Here is a 17,639-nt window from a genome sequence, read left to right on the forward strand (position 1 = left end):
GGCGTTCATGGCCCTGCTGGTGCCGGTTCTGGCAGGGTGTGACCTGCCCAGTGGCGGCCCAGGCGTGAAGGAGCTGACAGCCCAGCCCCAGAGGCAGGACAGCAGGCGGCTTTTTTCTGGCCTTGTGATGCAGGACATTACCCTGAGAGAGGCCACGATTATGGCCGGGCAGATGCGGGAGGCAGAAAAGCTGCGGGTCCGGCAGGCCATATGGGCCATTGATGCAGGGCACAGCACCCGGGATCCAGTCATCCATGTGGGGGATGATCTCAGCGTGTCCATTCTTTCTTTTGCTGGAGGGGGAGACACGCCAGCCATCATGAAGCTGGGGCATTTTCCCGTATTGCGGGATGGCATGGTCACCCTGCCTTATGTGGGGGCTGTCCGGGTGGTGTCCCTGACCTATGCCAGCATCCAGCAGAAGCTGTCCCGCCTTTATGCGGCACAGCGTGTGTTCAGCCATCCGTCAGTCATCGTGCAGGAGGAAGCACCGGATGGCCGGTGGGAAGCTGATTCCGTACTTGTACTGGGTGAAGTGAAGACACCCGGGGAGGTGCGGTGGCAGCCTGGCGGGCTGATGTTGGCCCATGTTCTGGCGGAAGCCATGGGGGGAGGCCCGCCTGTGCCCGCCGGAGGGCCCAGTGATGGGCAGCCTGTGTCTGTTCGGCCTGAAACTGTGGTGTCTGTTGTCAGACATGGGCAGGTGGTTGGAGCCCTGCCGCTGGATGATGGGCTGGTGAATGACATTCATCTGGCCCCACATGACCGGGTGATCGTGAAGAAGGAGGCCTCCATCAGGATTCCGGTTCTGGGTGGGGGAGCATCACGGCCGGGTATCTATTCTTTCGGAACATGTCCGACACTGGCGGACATTCTGGCCATATCAGGCGGCCTGCAACGGGACGCCGCCTCCAGCCGGGCCATTTTCGTGCTGCGACGGGATCATGACACGCCTCATCTGTTGAAAATCCGTTTTGACCGGACCTACGGCCTGTTTGTCGCACAGAGTTTCCTGCTGGAGGATGGTGATGTCGTCTATGTCGCCGAGTCATCATGGGTGCCTTATTTCAAGGTTTTTTCCCTCATGCTTCAGGCGGGGGTTCTGGCCTCCATTGCCCGATGAACGGGCAGGAGGAAGAAGGGGCGATACCGTTTGATTTTTCTCCCTACAGGGACATTCTGGGAGGCGTGGATGGGGAGATCACGTCATTCGAGACCCTCAACCGGTTTCTGGAGCGGGAGGAAACTGATGGCGGTGCATCGGGCGATGGATTCAGACGGCTGCCTCTCCAGATCATGCGGTTTGATACGGACTGGAAGAAGATCATCCGCCAGCTGGTCTGGCAGGCATGTCCCAAAGGGGGGCAGAGACAGCCGGGTTGGGTAAGAATCATGGCCCGACGGCGGCGGAAAATGCTGCTTGTCTCCCTGCTGGTGGCCGGTTTCATGTTCAGCCTGGCCAGTGGGACCCTGTTTCCCGATCTGGACGACCATGAAATCCTGCCATGCCTTTATGCGGCCCTGTACCTGCTGTTCACCTTTCTTGCGACATATGCCTTCGTGAAGATGGTTGTCGGTTACCGGCTGGCCCGCCGGGGGGCAGCGGGGAATCCTTGCCATCCGGCACACGGGGCCAGGGAGCCGGGGCCGGAAGAGCGCTGTGCCATTCTGTACCCCGTCCATCATGAGGAGATGCACCGGGTCGGGGCGGGCATGGCATCCCTGATCGAGACACTCAGCCAGGATGTGCCAGAGAAGCTCCATCATTATGACCTGTATCTGCTGTCGGACAGTACGGACGTACGACATGTCCTGACCGAACAGGCCACCCTCTATCATTTGAGGCAGCGTTATCCGGGTGTGACAGTCCGGTACCGGCGCAGGGCACATAATGCCAATGCCAAACTGGGCAACATCACGGATTTTCTTCGCCGGTGGGGACGGGATTATGCCTGTTTCTACGTGATGGATGCTGATTCCATCGTGTCGGGGGCCTGTGTCCATCAGTGTCTGGAAATGATGGCAGGCAACCCGCATGTCGGCATCATCCAGACCAGCCCGCTGCCTGTCCTGCGGCAATCCTTTTTTGGGCGGCTCATGCAGTTCAGCAGCCACCTCCAGGGAGCTGTCTTTCCCCAGGCGGTGGAGGCTCTTTCCATGGGGCATGGCAGCTATATCGGGCACAATGCCATCATACGGACGGATGCCTTCATCAAGCATTGCCTGTTGCCGGATTTTCCGGGGGAAAGGCCATGGGGCGGCAGGCCGCTCTCACATGATACTGCCGAGGCCGCCATGATGGGGCGGGCAGGCCATGAAGTCTGGTTTCTTGCGGATGTCAGGGGCAGTTATGAGGAGCTCCCGGCCAATCTTTCGGGCTTTCTGGCCCGTGAGAACAGATGGATGCAGGGCAATTTCCAGAATGTCCGCTTTCTGTCGGCAGACAGGGTTCAGGGGGTGCACAGGGAAACCCTGCTGATGGGGGCACTGGCCTATTTCATGGCGCCGCTCAGTGTTCTGTTCATGGTGTCATCCGTTTATACACTGGCCCATCTGGAGGCGGGCATGGGGGCAGAGGGAACGGGGGAGCTGGAGAGTGTGAGGCTGGCCTTTGCCGGACTGTTCGTGCTGGCCATGATCTTCCTGCTGTCGCCAAGGCTGATTGCCCTGGCCGTTGCCATGCGGCGTCCTGTGGCCAGGCAGTATGGTGGTCGTGGCAGATTATTGCTCAGTTTCCTGCTGGAGATGCTGTTTGCCTTTCTGCTCAATCCGGTTCTCATGTGCTTCATCGTGAAGTTCCTGCTGGCCTGTTTCAGGCGGTCATCCGTCCGTTGGGCTGGGCAGCAGAGAGATGATGCCCCACTGACATTCCGGAGTTGCCTGCAGGATTACGGATGGTGTTCTGCCCTTGGTCTGGCGGGGGCCTGGGGGCTGGTGCAGGTGCTGGAGAAGCAGTTTGCTTACGGCGCTACCCTGCTGGATCATCTTTCAGAGGGAGTTCTGTCAGGGGAGGCGCTACTGGTCTGGTTTCTGCCGGTGATTGCCGGTCTCGTTCTGGCGCCTTTCACAGCATACCTGACCAGCCGGACATCAGCACTGGTCAATCGTTGCAGGTGGTTCCTCATCCCGGAAGAAGAGTCGGAACCCGCTGTCATCCGCTGCCTGAAGGCAGCTCTCGTGTGGCTTGGGAGCTGCTTTCCACCAGCGGATGGTGCCATCCTTCGCCATGCCTTGGAGAGTCCCCTGTTCTATGTGTCCCATTATCGGCAGATCCGTCATCGGCGGGCCGTGGCGGAAAGGCTTCTGCCAGCCATCAGGGCCGGGCATGAGCTGGACAGGCGCAGCCTGCTGCTTGCCCTGAATGAACGGGCGTGTTTCGTGGCGCTGGTGAAAGCCCATTTCCGGGCCCAGGGCTATTATGGCCTGTAGTCTTTCAGGGAGTGGCCGGTTTCTGCAGGGATGCGGGCGTCACGGTGCTGATGTTGTTCAGAATGGACGGGAAGAGCAGGTTTCCAACCATGGTGAGCGGGATTGAGACCAGAAACCACAGGATGGTGATTGTGACCGTGCGGGCGACGCTACTTTTCAGGGAGCGGACGACCGTGCCCATTTCTTCGTCCCAGAAAGTCGTTCCGGTGCGTCTGTAGCGTATGTAATGGATGAGGCCTGCCAGCGGTGACAGGACATCCATGCCCCCCATATAGGCGGCAACATAGATGAGATAGTTGCGTTTCAGGCAGGTGGAAAGATCGAGGGGGCGGCCATTGGTACGGTAGGGTTTGATGCCGAGGAGGTGCTTGCCCAGCGTATTGCCGAACCAGGCGCAGACAAGGGCATCCAGCACCATGGAGAGGGGAAAGATGAGCAGCAGGCTGGCGATGAGGGTATCCCAGCGTGGCATCATGGGACTGAAGGATGCACTGCCGATTTTCTGCAATGTGGGAAATATGTCTTCCAGCTGGTGGATGGAACCATAGATTGGCAGCATGAGAAGGCTTCCGTAGATGTCCAGATCAATGCTGCGGGCTATCAGGCGGTTCCACGGGCCTGCTTTGGGATGGTCGGATGGGGCGGGATGTGTGGTCATGGCCTATCATGGTCTGTGAAAGAGTGGACTGGGGACGGTAGACAGCAATTATGTCTTTAAGACGGATATGGGCCAATGCTATGGGCCAGTGCTGCCTGCCCGGGGTACGGGGACAGGTTCCGGGGCTGTCTGGCAATCATGAAAGGGAGGGTAAGCGGATGGCGCGGCATATTGGCAGGATGATGATGGCTGTGTTTGCCATGGTGAGCGGGATGGTCTTTCTGGCCTCTCCTGTTCGGGCGGCGGAGAGCACACCGGTCGTGACCAGCCATACAACGGCTACCCTTGTCAGTGCGGTGGATGCTGTTGGGCAGGAGGAGAGTCAGGCTGAAGGGGGCACGCTGCGGGTCGGGCTGAGGCTCCAGCTGAAGCCCGGCTGGCACACATACTGGCAGAATCCCGGTGATGCCGGTGAGGCGCCGCATGTCCATGTCATGGTGAGTGGCAGCCGGTCCGGCGGGACGGACACGGTCGCATGGCCCGTGCCGGAGCGCATTCCAGAGGGCGGGTTGATGGCCTATGCCTACCAGGGGGATGTGCTGCTGCCTGTGCGGGTTCCCCTCCAGGGGCGGGGGGCAGGTGCGGTGCAGGTCACGGCCCGTGCAGACTGGCTGGTCTGTGCGGATGTCTGCGTGCCCGAAAAAGGCGTCTTTTCCCTTGCATTGCCTGCTGTTGCCTCGGATGTTGTGCCGGATGCTGCCGAGGCAGCCCTGTTCCGTCGGGCCGATGCGGCCATGCCCCAGCCTTCCCCCTTTGAGGCCCGTCTTGGCCCCGATGGTCTGCTGACCCTGCATGGAGCTGGCCTTTCGCCCGATACGGTGCGGCAGGCCTGGTTTCTGCCACAGGAGGGCGGCGTGATCGCCCAGAATGCGCCGCAGCCCCTGTCTGTCCAGACCGGGCAGCTGGCTCTGACACTGAAGCCGGATTCCTATGCCCATCCGCCTTTCTGGCAGAAACCGCTGGCTGGTGTTGTCGTGCTGGTGGATGCTGCTGGCAGCCGGTCGGCCCTTCAGGTAACGGCGGTTCCAGTGTCTGGCGCCAGTCCGGCTGTTCCCGTCGTGGCTGCCACCGGGAACAGGGAACGGCCCGTCTGGAGCAGCCTGCTCTCGGCTTTTCTGGGGGGTGTCATTCTCAATCTCATGCCTTGCGTGTTTCCCGTGCTGGCCATGAAGATCCTCTCCTTTGCCCATATGGGGGGAGCTGGCTGGCGGACACGCTGGCGGAGTGCAGCCTTTTACACTCTGGGCATCATGGGCTGCTTTGCCCTTCTTGGTGCCCTGATGATGGCCCTGCGTTATGGAGGCTCTTCCGTGGGGTGGGGGTTCCAGTTCCAGTCTTCCGCTTTTGTTGTGGGGGTTGGCTGGCTGCTGTTTGTCATGGCGCTCAATCTGCTGGGTGTGTTCCAGATAACGGGGGGGCGCCTGGCCGGGCGGGCCGGGCAGATGGCCGCAGGGCATGGTCCGGCCAGTGATCTTCTGGCGGGCCTGTTGGCGGTGATCGTGGCCACGCCCTGTACGGCACCTTTCATGGGGGTCGCCATTGCTGTAGCGCTGGGTGGGCCGATCTGGTCTGGCCTGCTGATCTTTCTCTCCATGGGGCTGGGGCTGGCAGCACCTTATGGCGTGCTGGCACTTGTGCCGGGACTGGCCCAGCGTCTGCCACGTCCCGGTGGCTGGATGGAACGTCTGAAACAGCTGCTGGCTTTTCCTTTGCTGGCCAGTTGCGTGTGGCTGCTCTGGGTGGCGGTGCTTCAGCGTGGGGGAGATGCAGTACTGCTGATGGCCGGAGGGGCCGTGCTTCTGGGGCTGGGGAGCTGGCTGTACGGGCTGGCGCAGCAGCGGGCCATGCTGGGGCAGGCACCCCGTTTCGTGTTGGGCTGCCGCCTGCTTGCCTTGCTGTGCCTGCTGGTCTGTCTTGCCGGGCTGGGGCGCAGTGTGGTGATGGATGATGAGTCTGGCTCTCCCGTCGCAGCCACCGGAAAGACCGGAGCAGCGATACAGGGACAGGATGGCCCTACCATTGAACCGTTTTCGGCAGAGCGTCTGGCTGCTCTGAGGGCCGCAGGGCAGCCAGTTTTTGTGGACATGACAGCCTCCTGGTGTGTGACCTGCATGGTCAATGAGCACGTGGCGCTGGATGTTCCGTCTGTCCGGCAGGCATTCCGGCAGCATGGCGTGACCATCCTGCGGGGCGACTGGACCCGCCGGGACGAGCGGATCACGGCGTTTCTTAGGGCCCATGATCGTGATGGGGTACCGCTATACCTGTATTATCCTTCTGGGGGAGCGGAGCAGGTGTTGCCACAGATTCTTACACCCGGCCTTGTATTGGACGTGCTTTCACCTGCCGGGAAGCGTGGAAAGGAGGAATGATTCCAGAGGTATGATATTTACTTTTCGTTAGTAAATTGTAAATATTCCAGTCATTCTCTACCCGGAGTGGGCAGGGTGCAGTGGTGGGCTGGGAGATTGACTGGTGGCGGGGCGAATCATTTTTCTGAACTGCTTCCCACGGGATCTCGTTTCTGGCGGCATCAAGACAGTCTACCGCCACGCTTTCCTGCTCCGTCAGGCGGGATTTCAGGCGCAGGTCCTGCAGTCTGAAGGCTTGCCGTCATGGTTGGGGCAGGAGATGCTGCCGCTGGTCTGCAGGGATGTGAAGGATCTTGCAGAAGAGGATATGGTCGTTTTTCCCGAAGTGCTGGATGGATGGTATGCGGACATGATCCGCCAGCCCATGGCCGGGAAGAAGATCATCTTCTGTCAGAATCCCTATTATTTCTTCACATACAGGCCATCAGTTGAAAAATTGAGGGACTGGGGCGTGACGCAGGTTCTGGCTCCGGGGATGGAGGCAGCGCATCTGATCCAGCGGGTGCTGGGACTGGAGGCTGTTCCTGTCACATCGCCCGTGGTGGATGGAGCTGTGTTCAGGCCACGGCAGAAAAAACTCCAGATCCTTTGTGCTGAGTGGAAATGGCCCCATCAGGGAGGGATACCAGCCTATGTCTGCCTGTTCCGTGACATGCTGTCGTTGAAGTATCCCCAGTTTTCCAACGTTCCGTGGATCCCTCTGAAAAAGAGGGGGGAGGCGGAGGTGGCGGCCCTCATGGGTGAGTCCGCTGTCTGTCTTGCTCTGGGACGGATGGAGGCTCTTGGCATCACGGCGTTGGAGGCCATGGCGGCAGGCTGCCTTGTCGTGGGGTATCATGGTGGTGGTGGGCGCGAGTACGCCACGCCGCAGAACGGGTTCTGGCATTCCCCGGAGGATATGGAAGGCATCGTGGACTCCCTGGCCATGGCGCTGGAGGGATATGTTTCCGGCAGTTCCGCTCTGCTGAAGATGGTGGAACAGGGGCGGTGTACGGCCCGGGCCTATGCGCCAGAGAGGGTCAGTGCGCAGATACAGCAGGTCTATGGATGTCTCTGCGGATGAGACTGCTGCCGGGGGCAGGAAAAAGCTGTACGGCAGGGATGTTTTCGTCACTCGTTAACGATATAAAAGACATTCATTAATCAATGGCGTCTTCTGGTTGTCAGAGAGACATGGATGGCGGCGGGTTTTCCGACAGGCCGCCTGGGAGGGTGAGACGATGCTGGACCGCTTTGTAGCTTACAATGCCCGGATGACAGGAGACGAGGTGGCGTTTGGCAGCCTGTCCCGGAAGCGGTCCTATGCCCTGCTGGAGGCAACGGTCAGTCGTCTGGCCCATGCGCTGGAGGGGCTGCGCTCCCTCAATCTTCGTCGTGTGGCCGTGCAGTGCCCCGATACATGGCGGCACTGGGCACTGACCCTGGCGCTTGGCCGGCTGGGGCTTGTATCTGCTTCCCTGTCCAATGGGGATGTTTCGGAGGAGGAGCTGGCCACCCTGCGCCCGGACCTCATCATCCTCCACGGTCCGGGCGGCCTGCTTCCCGGTGAGGGGCGTCTGGCCCTCGGTGAGGACTGGTTCAGCCGTGCCCTCGCCAATGTGGAGGATGATGATGCGTCCTGTTACTACCCGCCTGTCCCTGTGGAGCGGTCGGCCCCATGCCGTGCTGCCCTGGCCAGCGGGACAGGCCGGGAGCCACATCTGCTGGAGCTGAGCTTCGGTGAGGTGGAGGAGCAGCTGCACCGGATCATCTATCATGACATGGTGGAGTATTTTACCCGCATGGGCAGGGGCCAGAGCCGTATGGTGGGCAAGCCACAGCTGCTCTGCACGGTTGGCCCGCAATCCTTGAGCGGGTTTCTCATGATGGGGGCCGCCCTTGCAGGTGGCACCACGCTGCGGAGCAGCGATGCCCAGAATATCGGGACGGAAGTCATGCAGGCGCCTGCCCTCATGATCGTCATGACGCCGGTTCATCTCAGGCATCTTTTGCGTGCCCTGCCACCACAGGGGCGGCCCATGAGCCATATCTATCTCAGCATCGTGGGGGGCAGGCTGTCCGACAGTCTTCTGAAGGAGACCACAGAACGTTTCACGCCGCATGTTCAGGTTGTGTACGGGACGGATGAAAGCGGCCTGGTGGCGGCCATGCCTGCCGATCAGCGCAGGAGTGAGGATGATGTCGGTGCTCCCCTGCCGTGGGTGGATGTCGAGATCGTGGATGCCGGGGGTAACAGGGTACCGGCAGGAGAGGTGGGTGAGATCCGCATCCGTGGCGGTGGTGTTGTCCGGGGCTATGTGGATGACAACCCGGCAGCGGAACAGCGCTTCCGGGATGGCTGGTTTTACCCGGGAGACCGGGGCTTCATGTCAGCCAGAGGTGGGTTGCACCTGCGGGGGCGAATGGATGCGCTGGTAAATGCCGGTGGCGCCAAGTTCGACCTGGAGGTGGTGGAAGACATCCTGCGCTCCGAAACACGGATCAGGGACGTGGGTGTTTTCATGATGACGGACGGGCAGGGGCAGGAACGGTTTTATGCGGCCATCGTGTCTCATGAGTCGTTTGATGAGCAGGCCCTGTCTGCCCGCCTGCGGAAGCGTTACCCTGCACTGCCGCCGGTCGTCATGATCTGGGTGCCGGAAATTCCACGCACACAGGAGGGCCACGTGGACAGACGCAGGCTGGAAGCGACGCTGAAGGACTATATCCAGCGTGGGCTGCACAGAGGGCAGGCCTGACCTTTTCATGATGCAGGATAGCTGCTGGACCAACCGGGAACAGGAAACAGATCATTCATGAGCCAGACATACACTCCCGATGAAATCGCCATCATTGGTGTTGGCTGTATTCTGCCAGCCGGGCTGGGGGACAGGGATGCCCTCTGGCAGTTTCTGCTGGAGCGTCGGGATGGCTGCGTGCCTGTTCCTGATGACCGCTGGGGGCGCAGACGGTTCTATGACCCGGTTGACCAGACCCCGGGCAAGACGACCATGCAGTATGGTCATTTCGTAAGGCCGGAAGACCATCAGTTCGAGCCCCTGTTTTTTGGCATTTCTCCCCGTGAGGGGATGGTGATGGACATCCAGCAGCGTGTTCTGCTCGATGTGAGCTGGCGTGCCATGGAGAATGCCGGTGTGATTCCCCGTACGCTCGAGGGCAGCAGGACGGGTGTTTTCATGGGCAGCTTCACACAGGACCAGCTCGTCCAGTGTGGCAGCCCTTTCATGCAGTCGCAGATTCGTGACCAGTTTGCGGCGGTGTCTTCCTGCATGACCATGTATGCGGCCCGTCTTGCCCATGTGTTCGGGCTGCAGGGACCAGCCATTGCCATGGATACAGCCTGTTCATCCTCGCTGGTGGCCATGCATCAGGCCTGCAACAGTCTGCGTCTTGGTGAGTGTGACGTGGCTCTGGCAGGTGGCGTGAACTTCATGGTGATCCCGCAGACGGCCATGCTCATGACCAAGGGCCATTTTCTGGCCAAGGATGGCCTGTCAAAATCTTTTGCGGCAGATGCGGATGGCTATGGGCGTGGTGAGGGCTGCGTGGTCCTCATGCTCAAGCGCCTGAAGGATGCCATGCGGGATGGGGATGACATACGGGGTGTCGTGTGCAGCTCCGGTGTGAACCAGGATGGCCGGACTCCGGTTCTGACCATGCCGGATGCCGGGGCGCAGGAGGCGTTGATCCGGGATGTGCTGCGTCGGGCGAATGTGGCAGCGCGGGATGTGGCCTATGTCGAGGCACACGGTACGGGGACGCCTGTTGGCGATCCGATCGAGGCCAAGGCCATTGCACGGGCCATCGGGCAGTACCAGCCGGAGGGAAGCAGCATTCTCGTTGGCTCGGTAAAGGCCAACCTGGGGCATATGGAAGCGGCAGCTGGTGCTGTGGCTGTTCTCAAGACCATGCTGTGTCTGGAACATGGCATGGTGCCCGGACAGGCGAACCTGAAGGAGCTGAACCCTGCCATTCCATTCGAGGAGTATCGCGTACAGGTGGCGCGGGGAGAGGCCACGGCTCTGCCTGAGCGGGAAAAGCTGTATGCGGTTGTCAATTCCTTCGGTTATGGCGGGACGAATGCCGTGGCCCTGCTGCGCCGCCCGACCGAGGCGGAGCGGAAGGTGGCCCAGCGTCGGGCCGTGCGGGATCATCGGCTGAAAGGTGTTCGTCCGGCGGGTTTCATGCAGCGTGTGCCGCTGCTGCTCAGTACGTTTGCGGAGCCCTCGCTGGGCTATATGGCCAAAGCGTATGCCGAACGGCTGGAAGGTGGGCAGGCCGGGCATGGCCTGTGGGAGGCTCTCTGCTTCTCGGCAGCCCGGTACAGGGCACGGTTCCGGCAGCGGGCGGTGATCCTCCCGGCCCGGGGAGAGGATGAGATCCCCCAGGCCCGTGAGGCCTTGCAGGCTTTGGCCGAAGGGCGGACCCATCCGGCCCTGTTCACGGGCAAGGCTGTTGTGGATGAAGCTGTAAAACCGGTTTTCCTTTTTTCCGGCATGGGGCCGCAATGGTGGGGGATGGGCCGCCATCTCCTGCGCAAGGGGCCGCCGGAGGTCCGTGCGCTGGCCCGGCGCTGTGATGAACTGTTCATGAAGATGGCAGGGTGGTCCCTGCGGGCTGAACTGCTGAAGCCGGAACAGAAATCCCGTATTCAGGAGACGGAAGTTGCCCAGCCTGCCATTTTCCTTGTGCAGATATGTCTGGCAGCTTTCTTTGCCCGGCATGGCGTAACGCCGGGCGCCATTGTCGGCCATAGCGTGGGAGAGGTGGCAGCGGCGCATGTCAGTGGGGCACTGACGCTGGAAGACGCCGTGACAGTCATTTATCACCGCAGCCGCCTTCAGGCGACGTTGGCAGGCCGGGGCACCATGCTGGCTGTCGGCATGGGCCGCAGCCTGCTGGAAGAACGGCTGGAGGCCTTCGGTGGCAGGCTCTCTGTGGCTGCCATCAATAGCAGTGAGTCCTGCACGGTGGCTGGCCCCCGTGATGACCTTGCCGTGCTGGAGGCAGACTGCCAGAGGGAAGGCGTGTTTGCCCGGTTCCTGAAGGTGGATGTGCCCTATCACAGTCCTGACATGGTTGCGATCGAGGCAGAGATGTTGTCCTCCCTGGCCCATCTCCAGCCCAGTGCTCCAGCGATTCCGCTCTATTCCACCGTTACGGGCAGGTTGTGGGACGATGGGGCGCTGCATGATGGTGCCTACTGGTACGCCAATGCCCGGGAGCCGGTCCTGTTCCATGAGGCCATACGGGCTTTGCTGCATGATGGTCACGTCATTTTCCTTGAGCTTGCGGCCCACCCGGTGCTGGGGGCATCCGTGACAGGCTGTGCTGGGGAGGGACGTCACGAGGTGGCTGTCATTCCGACATTGCGGCGCATGCAGGATGATGCAGAAGGGCTGTTGCGGGCCCTTGTCCGCCTGACACTCAGCGGGGCAGAGCCGGACTGGCGACATGTCCTGCGGCCGGAGCGGATGGAGCTGCCCTTCTACCGGTGGGAAGAAGGGGGAAAAATGTGGCTGGAGACCGAGGCCTCCCGCCGTGACCGCCTGGATACGCAGGTCCACCCCGTTCTCGGCGCGCCCAGTCTGCTGGAAAGCCGTGCCTGGCGGGCTGATATCGGCGTGGCCTCCATGGAATGGCTGATGGACCACAAGGTCCATGGTATGGCGCTCTTCCCGGCGGCTGCTTATGTCGAGGCTGCTCTTGCGGCTCATGCCCAGCTGGAGGCCAAAGCTCCGGCCGTGATCGAGGACATCACGATCAGCACACCGCTGGTCGTGCAGGAGGGGCAGGCGCCGGTTGTCATGTGGCGGTTTGACATGGCGACCCGCCGTCTCGTTTTTGACAGCGAGACCGTGGCCTGGAATGGGGACTGGCAGACACATGGGCAGGCCACCATCCTTCAGGCGGCTCCATGGTGTGCAGCATCGGAAAAGAACAGGAATTTTGATTTCGCAGCCCTGTGTGCGGGAACGGCCCATTTTGAAGGGAAAGAGGTTTACGAGGCTTTTGCCGCCATGGGGCTGGATTATGGACCAACCTTCCAGACCCTGCGGCACCTGTATCGTGGTGAAGGGTATTCCGTGGCGGAGATTGCCCTTGAGGATGGGCAGGCCGCCACGCTGGAGGAGTATCATCTGCACCCGGCACTGCTGGATGGTGCCATGCATGCTCTCATCGGGGCTTTCCCGTTTGAGGAGCAGAAGGACGTGTACGTTCCGGCGTCCATCGAGCGTATCAGCTATATGGGGCAGAAGGTCTCCCGGGCCCATGTGATGGTGACGCCAACCCTGCGGACCTCCCGCAAGATCGTGGCCGATCTGCGGCTTTTCACACCGGAGGGTGAGCTGCTCTGCGAGGTGATGGGCCTGTGCTGTCGCCGTGTGGCCCGTGGCGGGCATGAGGCGTCATCTGCGGCACGGCTGGTCTATGCGCCAAACTGGATGAGTGCGGAGCGACAGGTGTTGCTGAGCGAACCGCTGGCCATCACTCTGCTGGGTGAAGGTAATGGACTGGTGGCCGGATTGGCAGACCTGCTGGAGGATAATGGTGCCGAGCTGACCGTCAGTTCCCGTCTGGATGGGGCTGATCTGGCGGAGCAGCTGGATCAGGAACCGTTCCTCGCCAGACAGCGGGCGTTGGTGCTGTTCCCGCATGGCGGGGATGATTACCAGCAGTGCCTTGATGATATGGCCGCCTGCGTGGCGCTGTTCCAGCGTGTGCCGACACGGGCACGCAAGCGGCGCCTGCCGGTCATTATCGTGACCCGTGGCGCTTATGGCAGGGATGGGCAGGCGCAGGCGCTCCAGCGGGCCTTCCATGGTCTGTTTCGTGGTGCTGCTGCTGAGCGTGTTCTGGACCTCGCCGTACGGTGTGTTGATGTTCCTGCCGAGGGCACAGAGGCCTTTCTGGAGGATATTGCGGCCGAACTCGTTCTTGAGGACACATCGGAGGATACGGTCTGGCTGCGTCAGGCTGATGGCGGGGCTGGCCATGGGGCGGCTCCAGCCGGGGAGATGGTGGAACGCATGGTCCAGCGGCTGGTATCTCCGCCACTGGAGCCCGATCCCCAGCCTGTTCTGCTGGAGCAGATCATGGGGGGACAGGATGATGGTACCGTCGGTGTCCGCCTCGAGGCCAGCCGGTCTGGGACACTGGATGGTGTCACATGGCAGGCTTTTGCCGTGCCGGAGCCGGGTCCGGGCGAAGTCAGGCTCCGTACCCGCATGGCCAGCCTCAACTTCAAGGATGTGCTGAAAGCCATGTCTCTCCTGCCGGAGAGCGTGACGGAAGGGACCTTCAGCGGCGATGCTCTCGGGCTGGAATGTGTGGTTGAGGTCGAGGCGGTTGGAGATGGGGTTGAGGACATGAAGCCGGGCGACATGCTCGCACTTGTCTATCCCGACAGTTTTGCATCCCGCCGCATCGTGAAGGCCAGTGAACTGGCCTATTGTGCCCTGCCCCTGTCGGAAGAGGCCCTGCCGTTCTCGCTGGAGCAGATTGCCGGTCTGCCGCTGGTGTTCGTGACAGCCTATTATACGCTGGTCCACCTGGCCCAGCTCCAGGAAGGGGAGAGTGTTCTCATCCATGCCGGGGCTGGTGGCGTGGGGCAGGCCGCCATCCAGATTGCCCAGCTGAAAAAGGCGGTGATCTATAGCACGGCAGGCAGCCAGGAGAAGCGGGATTATCTGCGTCAGCAGGGCTGTGCGGGTGTCTGGGACTCCCGGACGCTGGAATTCGTGGATGGCATCCGTGAGGCCACCAATGGCCGGGGGGTCGACGTGGTGCTGAATTCCCTGCCCGGTGAGGCGATGATCCACAGCCTGCGGCTCGTGGCGCCGATGGGGCGTTTTCTGGAGATCGGCAAGCGGGACATCGTGGAGCATCGGGCGTTGGAGTTGATGCCTTTCAATGAAAATCTGGCCTATTTCTCCTTCGACATGGATCGGATGATGCCGCACAGGAAACTGTATGGCGTCATGGACGAAATCCTGCTGCTGGCCCGTCAGGGGAAATTCTCCTTCCCGCAGACACGCATCTTCCCGGCCGCAGAAGCGTCCGAGGCCTTCCGCTACCTCATGTCATCCCGGCACATTGGCAAGATCATGCTCTCCTATGAGGACATGAGCGGCCTCAAGGCCCGCCCGCTGCCGCAGGTTCAGCCGGGATTCAGCCGCAGGGGGGCGTATCTGATCACTGGTGGCATGGGCGGATTTGGCCTCAAGACAGCAGAATATCTTCTGTCCCAGGGGGCAGGGGTGCTGCATCTGGCAGGGCGGTCCCTGCCGAAAGACCCGGAGCGTAAACAGGCCATCGCAATGCTGAAGAAGCTGGCCGAAAGTGTTGGCGGTGCGGTGGTGACCCATCGTCTGGATGTGACGGATCAGGAGGCTGTGCGTCGTCTGGTCAGGAAACTGGCCCGGGATGATGTGCCGCTGCGGGGTGTCTTCCATGCCGCCGGTGTGGTGGATGACCAGCTTCTCAGCAGGATGGATGCGGCGAATGTCGCCCATGTCATGGCACCCAAGGTATTGGGGGCCCAGGCGCTGGATGATGCCACCCGTGGGCTGGAGCTGGATCATTTCGTGCTGTACTCCTCCTTTACGGCAGAGATCGGCAATCTGGGGCAGAGCAGCTACATGGCGGCCAACAGCTACCTCAATGCCCTGGCTGAAAACCGGCGCCAGCAGGGGCTGCCCGCCATGGCGGTGGGCTGGGGAGCCATTGGGGATGTGGGGATGCTGACCGAGAGTGATGCTGCCGGTCGCATGTTTGATGTCGCTGGCATCAGAACCATGATGGCGGCGGACTCTCTGGCGTATCTGCCGGTGCTCTATGGCGTGGACCGCAGTGACGTGTCTCTGGTGGACCTCAACTGGGCGCAGGTGTTCGGGGCGCTGGCCTGGCTGAAAACTTCGGCACGCTTTACGCTGTTGCAGCAGGAAAGCCTCAAGGGAGGCATGTCGGGCTCGGTCCAGCTGCTGATGAGCATGCCGGAAAATGAGCGTCTGGATTATGTCCTGTTCCGTCTGAAACAGCAGCTTGGCTCCGTGTTGCAGGTTGAGCCGGAGACGATCGAGGACAGTGCCCGCCTTTCCGAGCTGGGGATTGACTCCCTCGCCGGCGTGGAACTTCAGACAGCCATCCGGTCGGAGTTTGGGGTGGATGTGTCCCTCGTGCTGCTGGCCCGTAACGAAACCATTCTCGAAATGGCCCGCAGCTTGCTGCGTCAGGCGGTAGTGATGGCCCAGCAGGGGGGCACGGTTGCTCTGGAAGGGGCACAGGCCGTCGGAGGGGAAGCATGATCCCCTGGACATGCCATATTGTCCGCCAGTCCGGTTATGTGGTCGAGTATTACGACAATGGGTTCAGCATACTGGACAGGTACGAAAGCAGACTGGATGAGATGCTGAGCTTCCGGGCGGAGGAGCGGCCTGATGAGCTTCAGTGCGTTGCACTGGACCAGACGCTGGAGGTTGCTGCGTCCCTGACATTCCGGCAGGCGCATGAGTGGGCATGCCGGGTGGCGGGACTGGTGAGCCGTTTCGTGCCGGAGCGGGGGCTGGTCCTGCTCTGTTTTGAGAATGAGGCGGCAGTTGTGGCGGGGTTTTTTGGCTGTGTTTATGCCAATACCGTGCCTGTTCTGGGTGTGTATCCCAGCATGGTGGGCAGTGTGGACCGCCTGTTTGACATTCTGGAGGATTCCGGTGCGGTCGCCGTTCTGGGGCCACGGGAGACCCTGATGGGGTTTCGGCGGCAGGCGGCGGGCCGTGCCCGCAAGGTGAAGTGGATTCCCGTTGAAGGAGCTGAAAGTGCCGAGCCGCTCCAGCGCCGCCATGCGGCAGGCCTGGATGATACGGCGCTTGTGCAATATACGTCCGGCTCCATAGGGCGGCCCCGTGGTGTGAAGGTCACGCACCGCAATCTGGGGACGAACCTGCATCTGCTGGCCATCCGCAGTGACTTCTGGCTCAGCCGGCGTGGGCTGGTCTGGCTGCCTCTGTCGCACGATATGGGATTGGTAAGTCTCATGTTCGGCGTGGCGATGGGAGGCACGACATGGCTGATGAAACCGGAGCATTTCATCACCCGTCCGGAGCGCTGGGTGCAGGCGATGGACCGGTACCGTCTCAATTTCTCCATCGGTCCCAACTTTGCCTATGAGCTTCTGGCCCGGCATGTCCCGGATTCCGCCCTGGAAGGGCTGGACCTTTCCTGTTGGACACAGTCCGTCATCGGTGCGGAGATGATCGAACGGGGAACGGTGGAGCGGTTCTTCAGCCGGTATGGGCCGCTCGGGGTGAAGCCGTCCATTCTGCGGCCGGGTTATGGCATGGCTGAGACAACCCTCATGATCACCGGTGACAGCCGGGATGGTGAGGGCGTGTCTTTTGCCACGTTTTCCCGTGCCGGGCTGGCAGAAGGGCGGGTCGGCCCGCCCCGTGATGAGCATGACGAGCGTGTTCTCGCAGATTGTGGCCGTGTGATTGAGGAACACGCCGTTCTTGTCGTGGACCCGGAGACGGGAGACAGCCTGCCGGATGGTCGGGTGGGCGAGCTATGGCTGAGTGGCCCCTGCGTGACACCGGGGTATCTGAACCGGGAGCAGGAAAACAGGGAACGTTTCGTCACGGGGGCGGATGGTCGCACCTGGTTCCGCAGCCGGGATTCAGGCTTTCTCGTGAAGGGGCATCTGTTCGTGACAGGTCGCATGGAGAACAGCCTCCCTGTTGGTGACCACCGCTATGACCCGGATGATCTGGCACAGGCTGTCCGGCAGGCCTGTCCTGTCTTTACCAGCCGGAGTGTGGCGGTTTTCCGGCATGAGGGCGTGTTGTGCGTCATGGGGGAGCTGTCCCTGGCACAGGCAAGGCAGGTGGCAGGGTACGAGAGGCTTCTGGCCGACATGGCCCAGGCCATAGGGCGGGTCTGCCCGGTCCGGCAGCTGCGCTGTGTTCTGGTGCGGCAGGGCGGCGTGTTTCGCACGCCAAGTGGCAAGATACGTCTTGCGGCTACAGCCGGGGCTTTTGCAGCGGGGCGCCTGCCCATCGTGGCAGAGCAGCTTTTTGGTCAGGAGGCCCTGGAGAGGGTCGAGATTCTGGCCTGGGGAAAGACGCCGCTGTGACTGGTTATGATGGTGACGGGTGGAGAGGCGCCCGGGGGAGAAGGAAAGGCAT

Annotated in this window: 8 protein-coding genes; 7 read left to right on the forward strand and 1 reads right to left on the reverse strand. The window is 61.5% G+C overall.

The window, feature by feature from the left end:
- Window positions 1–7: 7 nt before the first annotated feature.
- Window positions 8–1,123 carry a polysaccharide biosynthesis/export family protein gene (locus CPA54_RS07465; RefSeq protein WP_181005218.1) on the forward strand — a complete coding sequence of 372 codons (1,116 nt, stop codon included), beginning with the start codon at window positions 8–10 and terminating at the stop codon, window positions 1,121–1,123.
- On the forward strand, window positions 1,120–3,429 hold the full coding sequence (gene mdoH, locus CPA54_RS07470) for a glucans biosynthesis glucosyltransferase MdoH (protein ID WP_249085979.1): 2,310 nt from the start codon (window positions 1,120–1,122) through the stop codon (window positions 3,427–3,429). The genes CPA54_RS07465 and mdoH overlap by 4 nt, the downstream gene beginning before the upstream one ends.
- A 4-nt stretch (window positions 3,430–3,433) precedes the next feature.
- Here the strand turns inward: mdoH and CPA54_RS07475 are convergent, their stop codons facing one another.
- Complete coding sequence (locus CPA54_RS07475; RefSeq protein WP_249085981.1) at window positions 3,434–4,087, reverse strand: RDD family protein; 654 nt, start codon at window positions 4,085–4,087, stop codon at window positions 3,434–3,436.
- Between the two features lie 158 nt (window positions 4,088–4,245).
- Between CPA54_RS07475 and CPA54_RS07480 the strand changes: the two genes are divergently transcribed.
- The 5 genes from CPA54_RS07480 (at window position 4,246) to CPA54_RS07500 (ending at window position 17,587) form a co-directional block, all read left to right on the forward strand.
- Window positions 4,246–6,459, forward strand: coding sequence for a protein-disulfide reductase DsbD (locus CPA54_RS07480; protein WP_249085984.1), 2,214 nt, complete (start codon window positions 4,246–4,248; stop codon window positions 6,457–6,459).
- 103 nt (window positions 6,460–6,562) lie between these two features.
- On the forward strand, window positions 6,563–7,522 hold the full coding sequence (locus CPA54_RS09225) for a glycosyltransferase (RefSeq protein ID WP_249085985.1): 960 nt from the start codon (window positions 6,563–6,565) through the stop codon (window positions 7,520–7,522).
- A gap of 97 nt (window positions 7,523–7,619) precedes the next feature.
- Window positions 7,620–9,197, forward strand: a complete 1,578-nt coding sequence (locus CPA54_RS07490; protein ID WP_198027161.1) for a class I adenylate-forming enzyme family protein — start codon at window positions 7,620–7,622, stop codon at window positions 9,195–9,197.
- A gap of 57 nt (window positions 9,198–9,254) precedes the next feature.
- Window positions 9,255–15,767 (forward strand): type I polyketide synthase, encoded by a 6,513-nt coding sequence (locus CPA54_RS07495; protein WP_249085987.1) that lies wholly within the window; start codon window positions 9,255–9,257, stop codon window positions 15,765–15,767.
- Window positions 15,764–17,587 carry an AMP-binding protein gene (locus tag CPA54_RS07500; protein WP_249085988.1) on the forward strand — a complete coding sequence of 608 codons (1,824 nt, stop codon included), beginning with the start codon at window positions 15,764–15,766 and terminating at the stop codon, window positions 17,585–17,587. Before CPA54_RS07495 ends, CPA54_RS07500 begins: the two co-directional genes overlap by 4 nt.
- Window positions 17,588–17,639: the final 52 nt, after the last annotated feature.

The sequence above is a fragment of the Parasaccharibacter sp. TMW2.1890 genome (genome assembly GCF_023337645.1).
Lineage (GTDB): Bacteria > Pseudomonadota > Alphaproteobacteria > Acetobacterales > Acetobacteraceae > Bombella > Bombella apis.